The 14151-nt window shown below is 48.5% G+C and carries 10 protein-coding genes; 3 read left to right on the forward strand and 7 right to left on the reverse strand.

Annotated features, from left to right (window positions below; translation table 11 throughout):
• The first annotated feature begins 13 nt into the window (after positions 1-13).
• Both KSY55_RS01830 and KSY55_RS01835 read left to right on the forward strand, forming a co-directional pair.
• Positions 14-286 (forward strand): DUF1778 domain-containing protein, encoded by a 273-nt coding sequence (locus KSY55_RS01830; protein ID WP_034880323.1) that lies wholly within the window; start codon positions 14-16, stop codon positions 284-286.
• Positions 283-795, forward strand: coding sequence for a GNAT family N-acetyltransferase (locus KSY55_RS01835; protein ID WP_051662138.1), 513 nt, complete (start codon positions 283-285; stop codon positions 793-795). Before KSY55_RS01830 ends, KSY55_RS01835 begins: the two co-directional genes overlap by 4 nt.
• 582 nt (positions 796-1377) lie before the next feature.
• On the opposite strand, the gene KSY55_RS01840 is transcribed toward KSY55_RS01835, so the two are convergent.
• The 7 genes from KSY55_RS01840 to KSY55_RS01870 all read right to left on the reverse strand — a co-directional run bounded on the left by KSY55_RS01840 (position 1378) and on the right by KSY55_RS01870 (position 12503).
• On the reverse strand, positions 1378-2409 hold the full coding sequence (locus tag KSY55_RS01840; protein ID WP_034880118.1) for a LacI family DNA-binding transcriptional regulator: 1032 nt from the start codon (positions 2407-2409) through the stop codon (positions 1378-1380).
• Positions 2410-2574: 165 nt separating this feature from the next.
• A complete protein-coding gene (locus tag KSY55_RS01845; RefSeq protein WP_034880120.1) occupies positions 2575-3456 on the reverse strand; it encodes a carbohydrate ABC transporter permease in 882 nt (293 codons plus the stop codon).
• Positions 3453-4394, reverse strand: a complete 942-nt coding sequence (locus tag KSY55_RS01850) for a carbohydrate ABC transporter permease (RefSeq protein ID WP_080704302.1) — start codon at positions 4392-4394, stop codon at positions 3453-3455. The genes KSY55_RS01845 and KSY55_RS01850 overlap by 4 nt, the downstream gene beginning before the upstream one ends.
• Before the next feature lie 98 nt (positions 4395-4492).
• On the reverse strand, positions 4493-5848 hold the full coding sequence (locus KSY55_RS01855; protein ID WP_055062946.1) for an ABC transporter substrate-binding protein: 1356 nt from the start codon (positions 5846-5848) through the stop codon (positions 4493-4495).
• Between the two features lie 69 nt (positions 5849-5917).
• On the reverse strand, positions 5918-8089 hold the full coding sequence (locus tag KSY55_RS01860; RefSeq protein WP_226594073.1) for an alpha-galactosidase: 2172 nt from the start codon (positions 8087-8089) through the stop codon (positions 5918-5920).
• A gap of 306 nt (positions 8090-8395) precedes the next feature.
• Entirely contained in the window at positions 8396-11389 is a 2994-nt protein-coding gene (locus KSY55_RS09050) for a hypothetical protein (RefSeq protein ID WP_254881820.1), read from the reverse strand.
• A 532-nt stretch (positions 11390-11921) separates the two neighbouring features.
• Positions 11922-12503 (reverse strand): DUF4143 domain-containing protein, encoded by a 582-nt coding sequence (locus KSY55_RS01870; protein WP_229038114.1) that lies wholly within the window; start codon positions 12501-12503, stop codon positions 11922-11924.
• Positions 12504-12891: 388 nt separating this feature from the next.
• Between KSY55_RS01870 and asd the strand changes: the two genes are divergently transcribed.
• Complete coding sequence (gene asd, locus KSY55_RS01875; protein WP_034880125.1) at positions 12892-13986, forward strand: aspartate-semialdehyde dehydrogenase; 1095 nt, start codon at positions 12892-12894, stop codon at positions 13984-13986.
• The last annotated feature ends 165 nt before the right edge of the window (positions 13987-14151 follow it).

Raw genomic sequence — 14151 nt, forward strand, 5'->3', positions numbered from 1 at the left:
GTACACTATCAATATGGCTACAACATTTGGCAATAGAACATCGCGCTTGGATATTCGGCTGACTGCGGAACAGCGCGCGTTGATCGAACGCGCCGTTTCGCTAAAGGGCTCCACATTGACGCAGTGGACCGCGCAGCATTTGCTGGAAGCCGCGCAGAGGGAAATCGAAGAGGCTTCGTCGCTGAAGCTCGAAAATGAAGCGTTTGACGCGTTTTTGCGCGCGCTTGATGAGCCTGTTCCCGCCGAAATGGCTGAGCTCATGCAGAGGGAACCTCAATGGGCATGAGTGGTGTTGATGGCACTGGCGCGGCTGCGGCACGTTTTCTTGAACCCCGACGACTGCAACCGGGTGAAGAACTCGGCTCGTTCTCTTGCAGTGTTGAGCTCATCGACGATTGGGCTGCGAAACATGCGTCTTACGCGGCAAAGCAAGGAACCGCGGTTCCGTACGTATGCTTCACCACAGACGGGGATGTCGCAGGCTTTTATGCGATAAGCGCCTATTCGATCGATCGCGAGACCGTGCGGGGAGGGTGGCTTCGGCGAAATGTCCCTGCAAAAATTCCCGCGATTCTATTGGGAATGCTGGGCGTGGATTCCCGCTTTCAGAAGCGGGGCTTGGGCTGGATGTTGCTGCAGGATGCTGTGAAGAGATCTCTTGCGGTGAGCCGGCAAATTGGTTCCCGTGCGCTTGTCGTCGATCCGTATGATGATGCTTCGCGAAGTTTCTACCAGCATTTCGGTTTCCGTGAGATTCCCGGGTCTGGCAGTTTGTTCGTCAGATTAAGATCGTGAGGTCATAGGGGCCGTTTGTCTCGAATGATGGATGTTTTTATTCCAAAAAGACTTGTTCGGGGATATTTGTGCGCCGTTGGCGAGCGCACGATTTCGGATTATGCAGAAAAAGCAGAATCGTGAGGTCGAAATTTCAAGATCGTGAGGCGGCTTCACACTTTGGGCGGAGCGCTCACGCGCACCGGAAGCCCTATCGAAATCATCAGTAATGTACTCAATATTGCCGCGATCGCCGTAATCGCCTTCAACTGGGCGAAAGACGACAATACTGGCAATACCGACAATACAAAGTCGTGACTTTTCGTTTACACGCAACATGCGATTGAGACTGTCTGCACAACTTGCGATAGGGCTGAAATCTTCGGGATATGCAGACGGAAATTGCGGATTATGCAGACAGGATATTTGATTAGGGGGTATCTGAATCTTGGAAAACCAGCAATCGGGGGTGTTTGATGGAATGAAGCCGTCTGCACATCCGTATTTTCTGGTCGTTTTATTCAGATGTGCAGACACGGAACGCGGGATGTGCAGACGGCAATTAAATATGCCACTTCTGCTACTTGGTTACACCCAAATTAATCAGACTGCCATGGTCGATTCTCGCACAACTAGTTGGCCAGGAATCTCAACATATCGAGTCCAATTTTCTGTATGTCCACGTCCCTCAGCAAGATCGTCGATCTTGTCCTTCAAAAGATCAACAGCCTTCATGCCCACTGAACGGAAATCCTGGCGAATAGTCGTTAATCCCGGATTCCAAATCTTGGAGATAGGATGATCATCGAATCCCACTACGCTGACGTCTTCGGGAACTCTTCGACCAACATCGTTAAGACCGCGGATTATACCCATCGCCAGCTCATCATTGCCCGCAAAGACAGCTGTTACATTAAAGTCCCGCCCCAGCTTTTGACCAATTTGACGACCAGTTTCGGGATTCCAATCAGCCTCAATGGGAGCCGGCGCAGGAACTCCCACTTCCTCGCATGCTTGTCTCCATCCGTTTAATCGCGTATAGCCGCCGCCACCCCCTGGAATGGCAACATGGTATACGGTTTTATGCCCAAGCGAAAGCAAATATTTGGTCACCTCATAGCCACTCTCTCGCTCGCACAATGAAATCTGAGCAATTTCCTCTTCCCGATCGCCAGCGATCATCACCACAGGTAATTCTGGCGGAAGATATGCAAAAGCATCATTACCGACCTGATCGAAATTCAACAGAATCACGCCAGCGGGGTTCTGATCAAGACATGACCGCACGCTGGATCTAAGCTTATTTCTGCTGGAGTCAGCAAGAATACCAATCGTGAGCGAATAGCCTGCTAATCGCGCTTTCTCTTCGATTCCCTCAATGCAATGCGATTGACCATACAAAGTGGTGTTTGTAGACAAAACAGCAATTGCTTTGGTCTGGTCTTTCACTAAGGCACGTGCGATCGGATTCGGACGATACCCTAACATATCGATGGCCTTAGCGATCTTTTCCCGTTTCTCAGCGCTTACTCGTTCCCTATCATTAAGGTATCGAGATACCGTAGGAACCGATACTTGCGCTAGCGCAGCAACGTCCTTAATCGAAGCAGCTTTCGTCTGCCTACTCCTGGCCATTGTTCACCTCTTCGTATGATTGCGTACTTCTCTCTCGGGAAGTGATATAAAATACAATCCTATTCCCTAAATCACCCGGAACAAACCATCTATTTCTTCAGAAAAACGAAGAACTATCCGGATGCCAACCCCTTACAGTCCACTGCATCCGGATAGTAGTATCAATTACTTCACAGCACCTCCAGTAATGCCGCTAATAATCTTTCGCTGCGTAAACGCAAAGATAATTAGCAATGGAGCACTCATCAAAATGATGTATGCGAAAATAAGGTGCCAGTTATTCAGATAAAGTCCAGCACTTGCCACGTTGTACAAGTTCAACGGCAGCAAATCCATCTTTCCGGACAAAATGAACAATGAGTAGAACACATCATTCCAGATATACAGTGTCACAAGAATCGTTGCAGTAGCTAGTGTCGGCCCAAGCAGTGGGAGAATGATCGTGAAAAAGATACGCATCGGCTTAGCACCATCCACACGAGCCGCTTCTTCCAAGGAGATCGGGATTGTTCGAATGAATCCGGTAACAAAGAAGATTACCGTTGACATGTATATGCCGATGTATACACCGACCATGCCAACCGCAGTTCCTGAAAGACCGATAATCTTCAACAGCATCATGACAGTAACCACAGCCGGAGGAAGAATCAAACCGGAGATACCCAAGGCATACACCACAGCCAGAGTCTTCGTTGTGCGACGTGCAAGAATCCACGATGCCATGGATCCAAACAACAGAGCCAAGAACACAGATGGAACCGTAACCACAATAGATCCGAAGAATGCGGAAATCATTTTACCATCTACTAGCACCGTCTTGAAATTCTCAAGAAGATGCCACTTACTTGGCAAACTCATGTTAGGCACTATGGCTTCAGCCTGCGTCTTACCTGCAGTAACTACTAGCAACCAGAACGGAATTCCCAACAAAACAGCCATAACAATGACCACTAGAATCCCATGAATAATTCCATGAACTTTTGATGGCTTATTCACCATGACCGAATCGTTGGTCTTAGGTGCAGCACCGTACGTTGCAGATGTCATAGGATCTTCGCTTCCCTTCTACGCAGGTACCAGATCAACGGCACTGCAATGATCATGACCATGATGAATAGCACAAGGCTCATCGTTGTGGACTGCGAATATAGTCCTTGGCCAAAGGTTCGCCAAATGAAGAGGTTGATGATTTCAGTGGTACTTCCAGGGCCACCTTGAGTCGTCGCTTGGACGATGTCGAAGCCATTCATAGAGCCCAGCAGAGATGTCGCCACGTTGAAAGTAAAGGCTGGGGCCAACAGCGGAAACTTAATACGCCAGAATGTTTGACGCCTATTAGCACCATCTATTGCAGCCGCTTCAATCACATCAGAATCGATGGTTTTTAGACCAGCCAAGAAGATGAGCATCGATAGTCCCATCCACTTCCAGCCGTGAATGGCTGCCACAACAACGATTGTCCAAGTTGTAGATCCAAGCCAAGCTATGTCAATATTCTGTCCAGTGATAAACGACAGAATCTGGTTCAATGCGCCATCAGACTTAAGTACTGCTTGCCAAATGTAGCCTACAGCGAGTGCCGACATGATGACCGGAATGAAGAACATCGTACGAGCAAATCTATTGATTCGCGTATCTTCCTCAAGAAAGACAGCCAACAATAGTCCGAAAGTATTTTGGAATATTGCGACCAGCAACGCATAGATTAACGTAATGCGCAAGTCTCGCAACAGGTTGCCTGATTTAAAAAGCTCTATGAAGTTACTGAAACCTACGAAATTAATTGTTTTAGAATATGCCGACCAATTAGTAAAGGCATAGATTAGATTAAGGATTGTTGGGACAAAAAAGAAGATGAGGAGCATGATATAGGCAGGCAGAAGGTATCGAATCGGATAGTTCTGACGCATTAGCGCTTTCTTGCTCTTGCTTCCTCCTTCTTTTTCTGCGTTTGGCACTACTCGTGCCGCAGATTGTGTTGACATTGTTCCCCTACGCTTATCTTTTTGTTTGGAGGCTGGGCGCCGTTATTACCTGTTTTACGACGCCCAGTCAATCAGATATCTTGTTCCACTATTTATGTTCAGAAGCCCTGAACACCTTGAGCTTTGGCCAGTTGAGCGAACTGATCCTGCGTTGCCTTGGCAACGTCTTCAGGACTCTTCGTACCGTTGATCATGTCGGCCAAGTTGATGTACAGATCCGGATTGGCCACAGCCAAGGACTGCATGGAACCGACAGAATCCTTAATGGAATCAGCGGAGTCGAGCAGTGCCTGAGGAACGTTGTCAGGAGTATCCACACCCTTGATAACGGACACAATACCTTGATCTTTGACGAAAGTGGCGTAATCTTCGGTCATCCAATAGTTAATGAACTGACGAGCTGCGGCTTCTTTCTTGGAGTCACCAGTCTTAAAAGCAACAACAGAATTATTCTGTTCCGGAATCACCGTACCAATATTGCCCTCGGACGAGAGCGGGAAGAATCCGATGGTTTCATCCAGCGCTGCCTTGTCATTACTTGCTAGGGCGGCAATTTGATTAAACAGCGAATTCACGCAGATAATCATGCCGGTCTTACCATCCCACAGAGCCTGAGCTTCATCGGTATCCTTGGCGGAACCAGCGTTTTTGTTGTAGAGGCCTTCATCGAACAGAGACTTGTAGTTGCTGATGGCCGTCTGGATAGTATCATCAGTGAACTTCTCCTTGCCGGAATTCACACGATCCCACAGACCATCTTGAGCAGCTTCAGCCAGCTGAATCTGCACTGAGTACTGGGTTCCCCACTGGGAGCCACCCATTTCAAACAGTGGAGATTCCACTCCATCGATATCGGCATCCTTGATTTTCTTGGCTGCCTCAACGTATCCATCCCAACCCTTGGGAATATCTGTGATTCCCGCCTTCTCAAAGACTTTCTTGTTATAGAACACACCCATCACTGGCGGAGTGGAAACTAATGCCGCATATCGCGTACCATCTACTACGCCACCTGCATCGGCGATGCCGTCAGTGTAATTATCTACCCATGGAGCATTGTCCAGCTTCTGCAGTTTGTCTTGGGCTATGAAGCCCGCAAGCATGGACTGTGTTGGCTGCCAGAAAGCCAAATCTGGAGTATCCCCCGTCGTGGTTTTAGTCTGCACATTCTGCTCATACGGATCCGGAATAGTTTCCAGTTTGACAGTAGCGCCAGTAGCCTTCTCGAAATCACTGACAACCTTGACTGGAATCTTGTTAGAATTCTGCGCCACCCACATCGTGAGTTCAACGCCATCAAGCTTTTGTGTAGCAGTAGGCCAGTAATCCTGTGCTCCCGTGTCCGATTCACTGCTGCTATCAGCAGTAGGATTCGAGCAGCCGGCAAGAGCCATGGAAAGTGCTGCACTCGTTGCAATCACCGCCATCAGACGAGACTTTGTGAACATCTTCATTGATATCACCTTTCTTATTAATTCCTTATATGTTTTTATTTGTCGCGTTTTCTTATTCAACTTCTGCAGTCAACAGTGTGTATAAGTTGTTTCACCGCCTTCCCCTGTAAGTTGAAAAGTTCTAGAAACGTATTCATGTGGAGGAATACGCACCGTTAATACAGCCTGCTCAGAATTCCATTCCGTGCTCCACGGAGTGAATTCATCCGTCACCGGGAAAATGGGCTTTACACAGATATCCTGATATTGATACTGCGGTACATGTAGCTTCGCTATCGATTGCGCTTCATTGACGTTCCTGCCCCATACCGTGATCAGAGACTGCGAATCATCGCGCAATCCCAACGCAATCACCGAATCATTCCACATAGGCATTCCCAATGGCCAGAAAGGCACCGACTGTTCAATAACTGGCTGAACGAAACGTCGGTATGCCTGAATACCGTGCCGCAGAATTGCTTTCTGCGACTTATCCATACGATTGATATATCCCGATAGGAAGAAGCGACCCAACAGTGTTGTGTTGATATTGAACGCGGTTTGCTCCGCATTCATTGACGACTGAGGATAAGCCCAGCTTGCGGCCTGTTCTGGCGCCACCATCACCGGAGCGGTTGCCGCAATAGCTGGATACAACCGATAATCCTGTTGATCGGACGTGGACTGCACCTGGAATCGGGACGTTTGTGCATAGTCCTCTCGCATCCCTCCAGAAGAACAATTCTCAAGAATTACATGGGGATATCTTCTATGTATACCATCGATCCAATCTAGATAGGCCCTGTTATGTTCAAGCATGCCGTCACCAACTGAATCGGCCTGGTAATCCGTTCCGCTGCCAGGAGAAACATTGTAATCCATCTTGAAATAACCGATGCCATAATCGTTGACAAGCCTGTCAATCACATCATCCAAATGCTTTCGGGCACTACCATCGCGCAAATCAAGAATATATCGTTCCTGCTCCACAACGCGATGCCCATTACGTTGGAAGAAAGCAGAATCTGGAAGCTTTTGAGCGACCGGCGATTTGACGCCAATAACTTCTGGCTCTAGCCAAAGCCCTGGAATCATACCAGCATCTTTAATGGCATCCATAACTTCCACGATGCCTTTGGAACCAGGAAATCTCGTCTTCGAAGGGAGCCATTCACCAACACTTGGCCACCAGTCTCCAGAATCGTCATACCATCCACAATCTACGACAAAAATTTCACAGCCAACTTCCGCAGCACCGGAAATCAGCGGCAACAGCTTCTCCGTGGTGGGATCTCCGTTGATGGTATTCATGTAATCGTTGAAGATAATGCGCGGCTGCGTCGTCGTACTATCGACTCGACGGCAAGCCCTCCTATATTGCGTAAGATTCGCAATCGCTTCCTGTTGAGTTGAGGCCAGCACAAAAGAAGCAGGAACTGTGGTGAAGCATTCATTCGGATCCAACTTCTTTGTCCACGCGTGGTTTATATTAGTGGGTCCGGATACTGCAAAGTAGCCATCTACTGTATTATTGCCCACTTCCCAGCGCCAAGCTCCGTTATGTTCAACCTGGAAAGCCCACACAGCTCCGGCATCTTTGTTTTCAAGGAACGCCAATGGTGCCATACTGCCGGTAGACCATGCACCAGTCGACACAACGGCATGCTCACCACGGGGATCATGGCCCGTCATCTCCTGTTGGAGCATTGGGAAAAAGTCATCAAGCTTTCGCTCTTGCCAACGTCCTTCACCCAGCCAATCAAAATGACCTTCCGTCAACACCCACTCGTGAGTCCAAGATGCGTTACTATGCACAGATCCCATAGGAAGCACCAAACTGGTCACAGATTCGAGAACAAGCGGGGATACGCCTTCATTAGTGATGCTTACATATGAGCGAATGACTGATGTTCCCTCCACAATTTCATATGTCATCTGCACACACGCGCAAGACTCCTCATCTTTCATATTCACATTCAACCGGTGGAGTTTATCCACCACTGTTTCCTCATATGAAACGAACCGGAGTTCCTTTCCAACAGTAGTGTGAATCAAACGATCGCAAGCAATCCAGTGTCCAGTACCAGCAAACATGATCTCAGCCAGCGGTAACGGACGAGCAAAATCACGACTCACTTCACCCGACCGCACACTTTTCATCACAACGTGATCTGCCGCATCAACCTCAAAGTAAAGCGTGACAGCACCAGTTTTCCAAGAAAAGTCCTGCACCACGACGTACCTCCCATAAATGTAGATCACCTCACTCCTCCCAGCTATGCCACTGGAACTTCAGGCGATCGGATTCGCAATTCGCAGCAGATACGGCCTCTTTACCAACTACGAACTTTTATGTCGATAAGTTCACTATAGCGCGATAACGTTTTCACGTCAACTTATAGCCAGAATTCACAGACACAATTTATATATACACAAAATGGCTTTATTCCAACGTTTTTACAATACCTATAGTCTTCATTAGTAGTATCTAAGACACTCTGATACCGTTTTTATTATAAATTGACCCTCAGGAAATCACTCCCGAGGGCCAATCCATATCATCTCGCATTACGCAAGAGACTGGTGGTACACATCTCCTACCATCACTGGATAAAACTGCACATAGTCAAGATTAGGACCAACGCCCCACGATACCGCTCCAGCGCCGACACCAGGCTCATCCCAGTTCCCCAGAACCAAAGCACTGCCACTGGTTTCAACAGTCATCGCCCGCTCTAGGAAGTTACTATCAGAATAGGTATACCGGAACGCACCTCGCGCTACTTCCTCACCATTGGCAGTTCCATCACGCACCTGCAATCCCAAATCGACAATCTGCGGATTGTAATCATGCTTACCAATGAATGCATCGTTCGAGAAGCGTACAACCATATTAAACTTTCCCGCAGGAATGGTTCCCGCTGGAATCGTTACAGTTCCCCTCACAGCGTCAGCTATCTTCGGCGTATTATTCGTATCCAAAGTAACCACGCGGGTTTGATCCCCCATGCCGAAGGCACCGCTCTCTTCAGTGACGAATTGCTTGCCGAGACCGGTCACATACGAATATCCAGAAGCATTAGATGCACTGTTCTCCCGAATTTGCGCACCTCCTGCAAGCTGCAACGACTCGGCTTCCAATGTGATGGCATTGCTATCATCCGCAGCATCACGGCATGTGGTGATATCACGAATCGAAACAGCATCACCTGATAATTCCAGCTTATTAATTCCTTCAGATAGGGCAACGTTCACCATGGAAGACTGCAAACCGTCAGATTCAGCAGTAATTGTGGTGACCGATGTACCATTCACCGAAAGCACCATGGAATCACCCCGAGATGCAGTGTAGACAACTTTCACTGAGTGATACCCACTTTCCCAAGCATGGGCGAAAAGCTTCGCTTCGCCTCCATTCAACGAGGCGAATCCTCTGGCTCCATCTTGGTCATAGGTCAGCAGAGCACCACTTTCCAGACGGAATTGATCCGCAGGATATTCGATTCGATCCAAGGAATTATCGGAAGCCGATACTTGATAAAGCAAGAACTTATCCAGTGTGTTGTCCATCGATGATCCATGAAGTTGGATTTGATGCTGCCCTTGCTTGAGTCGCAGTAGCACCTCACCGCTTCCTCGATACAACCATTTTGCCGCCGGCTTCATCGCCAGTTCAGCGCCAAAGTGTATAGTCCCAGCAGACTGTCCATCAACAGACACGTCATTATCCCCCGGAAATCCAGTATTACCACTGATCACCTGGAAACGATATATCCCATCCGCCGGAACATCCACCGTCCAAGAAGCAATCGAGCCCGTCTTGAAACTTCCAACATCACCATTGCCCGATGTCATAAAATAGTTCCAGCCATCTCCCCACGGAGTCTTAATGTAAGTCTGGGCGCCTCCTGATAGTACGGTATTTTCTACCTCTTCCACCAACAGAGCACGACCTGCAGCAGCATTGTCAATGGAAAGAACACGATCCTGATGAGGAGTCACAATCAGCTGATATGAGGCATATCGATCAACACTTGTTGTGGTCACATCTAAAGTGCCGGAAGAAATATCTACATCGGATAGCGCATTGACCACTCTAGGAGTAGCTGCAACACCATCTGGGCCAGTAAAGGCATTCTCTCTAACTTCGACATCAACTGTGCTGCCGAACAGATTCTGATCCAATCCCGTCAAATGTACAGTTACCGGAATGTTGGAACCGTCGTTCTTAACTTGATCGGCATTAGCATCGTTAGCCCCTCCATACAGCACCGTCGCTTTCTTATTAGTGCGGTCAATAGCGGCAATTCCCTGAAGGCTGTCGGCCTTATTCATGTAATCAGAAGACACTTTTACTGTCTGAGCCCCACGCAAATCACCATACCATTTGAACTGCCACCACCCTGCGTTAGCGGAATTGGCTCGAGCCATGTTGTCGGATAGGTTGCCTGCATAATTCCAATATGCCGTCTCAGCCTGCACCTTCTCATCTTCAAACATGGACTGCCATTGAATCAGCTGCCCCGGAACGCTCATATCACGCAGCTCGCCGTATTCCGTGATGTTCACGTCAATAGGATTAATTCCATACTTCTTTTCCAGTTTCCTATAGCTTTCATAATGACTGCGGAAGGAAGAAAGACTTTCCTTACCGAGTTCATGCCACACAAAAACATCAGGAAGAGTATTTTGGCTCTTAGCATGAGATAAGAAGGCACTGCTCCTATTCTGCCGGTACACACAATCACCCGGACCTGCCACACGCGCATGATCAGCAGTTGGCTTGACCTTACTAGGCTTTTCACCATTCTTGTACTGTTGCCAGATCTTCTGAATAAGCTTATATTCGGAGTCCCAATCCGAAAGAAAAGTCCTGAAAATCTTGGCACTGGCGTTGTCGCCTGACGCATACCAATTCCCGCCGTCAGGCTCATTGAAAGGAATAAAGGTGTATTGGTCAGGATGCTCAGTGTTAGCGAGGACCTTATTGATTACAATTTCCGTAACCTGTTCGTAGTCCCATACTCCATCTCCCCCGTTAGTGTAAGTGCCATACGATGGGTCGTCTACAGGGACATCGAGTACGTAAGTCCGACTATCGGATGGACGATTGCCACTGTTATAGCTCCAATCGGGATAATAATCCTGCATATAAACAGCAAGTTCATTGCCTCCATTCGAAAAGAATTGGTTCTCCAACGCAAGAGCATCACCACTAGGATGCTGAGTACCACTCGGAGGCTTCTGCGATGAATTCTCCACCTGAGCTCCATCAAGAATGGCATCCGCAGGAGAACCATCATCGCCCAATCCATACAACGTTCCCGAAGCTCCGCCTCGAAAATTTCCAGTCTCCGTAGCAAAGTCGACGTTCAATGTTTGCATCGCTTTGCCACTACGCTCATCCGCTATCGCCGCCTGCCCTATTGCCGCGCCGCTACTAATTAGTAGCGCAGTACCGGCCACAATAGCAACTAACGCTTTATTTCGGTGACTCATATCTATTCTCCTTTGAACTACATGATTCAAAACATCCACGTTCAATGAATCATGTACCTTCATAATACGACGAAATCGTTTTTCTCAATAACTGTAAATATAAGTAATTTCAGTAGTTTTCTTATTTGAAACCGTTATCATACGTATTTTTCATAATCATACGAACGACAATCCGATCGCTCATGAAAATATAAAAAAGACAATAACGACACGCGCAAGATGTCAACCAAAACACCAATGCATCCGCAGTCAATTGAATGCGCAGAGAAATCCATCCAGAAAACTTGATGACGATATCGATCTTAACAATTGCCATAAAAGTGAGATGGTTATGATCCCCGATTTGATTTTGAATTCTACGGCTGCACAACCCGTATTTCCCGTCTGCACAACTCGCGAAAAGACCGCAAAACGCAAGTTGTGCAGACGATTTGCCGCGTAGGCTAATCACCCTGCGGAATCGTAATTGAATCATTTGGTGACGGCGCTTCGCAGAACAACAGCAAGTTGATATCACGCCAATATCTGCAGCATGCCATCTTTCCTTGAAGATTCCGCCGTTTTCAAGTCATGCATTACGAAATTGCACGACCCGTTATTCGACCAGCTCTCCAAGATTCCGAAATCCTATTACGCGACCGTGCCTATTCCCAAAACTGTCGGATCCGCCATACACCACAAAACGTCGCTCACAGGGCACACCCATTTCCGGCGCAATACTATCAATCGTGGAAAACGCCTCTGGACGGAACGTCGCAGATGATTTAATCTCTATCAAATAGTATGGCTTCCCGCCTTTTTCTATGATGAGATCGATTTCCTTGCGATTGCTATCTCGCCAGTGATACAGCCTCGGACGTTTCTCCAACGCTTCATAACGTTTGATGATTTCCGTTACCACCAAATTTTCAAATAAGTTTCCCCTATGATTGCTTAAGATTAACTGTTCAGTAGATTCAATGCCAAGCAAATGCGCCGCAAGTCCAGTATCGTAAAAATAAAGCTTTGACGCTTTAGTAATCCGCTTTCCGTAATTTTTGAAATATGGTCGAAGACGAAAAGCGATGAAACTTGATCCGAGAATCGACAGCCAACTTTTTGCCGTGTCCACAGAGATACCGCAATCATTTGCGAGGCTTTCCGTATTAAGCACCTCCCCCACGCGAAGTGCCGCCAATTCCAAAAAACATTAAACTCAGCGATCTTACGTACCCCCAATTCCTCCCGCACATCTCTGTCAACATAAGTTGAGATATAGCTTGGAAAGAAGTCGGAAGGAGCGATGCCTCTATTCGTGGATTTACATAAATCCTATTCGTGGATTTGCATAAAAGCACAGCTGAAAAGACAGACATTCCAACACAAAGGAACCGACAACGCGCACACATGGGTCGTGCGAGTCAGCATACGGGCAGACCAGCATACGGATAGGGGAACCTGCTTGTTCCGCGGTTTTCGTAAGATTGAACAACGCATGTGGCCGCCCACGAAGTCGTTTGGGGCCGGCTGGTCGACCTCAAGCGTGAAATCATACGAAACCGTTCCAGCATAAGCGAGAGGTTGTTATGTCCGAAAAGATTAAGGTCGGCATTCTCGGAGCTACGGGCATGGTCGGACAGCGCTTCGTCACGCTGCTCGAAAACCATCCGTGGTTCGAATTGGTCACCCTTGCCGCATCCGCGCACAGCGCCGGCAAGACCTACGAAGAGGCCATCGGCGGTCGCTGGAAGATGGAAACGCCGATGCCGGAATTCGTGAAGAACATGGTCGTCAAGAACGTGGCCGACGTGGAAGACGTGGTCAAAAACGTCGATTTCGTGTTCTCCGCAGTGAACATGCCGAAGGCTGAGATTCGCACCATCGAAGAGGAATACGCGAAGACCGAAACGCCGGTCGTGTCGAACAACAGCGCCCACCGTTGGACTCCGGACGTGCCGATGGTCGTGCCGGAGATCAACCCGGAGCATTATGAGGTGATCGAGCACCAGCGCAAGCGTCTCGGCACCACGCACGGCTTCATCGCCGTCAAGCCGAACTGCTCCATCCAGGCCTACACCCCGGCGCTCGCCGCTTGGAAGGAATTCGAGCCGCGCGAGGTTATCGTGAGCACCTATCAGGCCATCTCCGGCGCGGGCAAGACGTTCAACGACTGGCCGGAAATGGTGGGCAACATCATTCCGTTCATCTCCGGCGAAGAGGAGAAGTCCGAGAAGGAACCGCTGAAGGTGTTCGGCCGCGTCGATGAGGAAAAGGGCGAGATCGTGCCGTTCGACGGCCCGCTGAAGATCACCTCGCAGTGTATTCGCGTGCCTGTGCTCAACGGCCACACCGCCACCGTGTTCATCAACTTCGGCAAGAACCCGACCAAGGAAGAGCTCGTCGATCGCTTGGTCAACTACACGAGCAAGGCTTCCGAGCTTGGATTGCCGCATGCGCCGAAGCAGTTCATCCAGTACCTGACCGACGACGATCGCCCGCAGGTCAAGAAGGACGTGGACTACGAGGGTGGCATGGGTGTTTCCATCGGCCGTCTGCGCGAGGATTCCATTTTCGATTGGAAGTTCGTGGGGCTCGCTCACAATACTTTGCGCGGCGCTGCCGGCGGCGCTTTGGAAAGCGCCGAAATGCTGAAGGCACTCGGCTACATCACCAAGAAGTGATAACGATCTGCATATGTTCTGCAGTTACGCATGATCATGCATGATTGTACATGGTGATATCTGATTTCCGCAGAACATAATATTGCGGAGGATTGTTGATTATTCAGCAATCCTCCGCTTTTTCATTTGCAGATTATCTGAAAAAATATCTGTAAAACAGATATG

This window comes from Bifidobacterium sp. MSK.13.1 (assembly GCF_019131435.1).
Taxonomy (GTDB): Bacteria; Actinomycetota; Actinomycetes; order Actinomycetales; family Bifidobacteriaceae; genus Bifidobacterium; species Bifidobacterium pseudocatenulatum.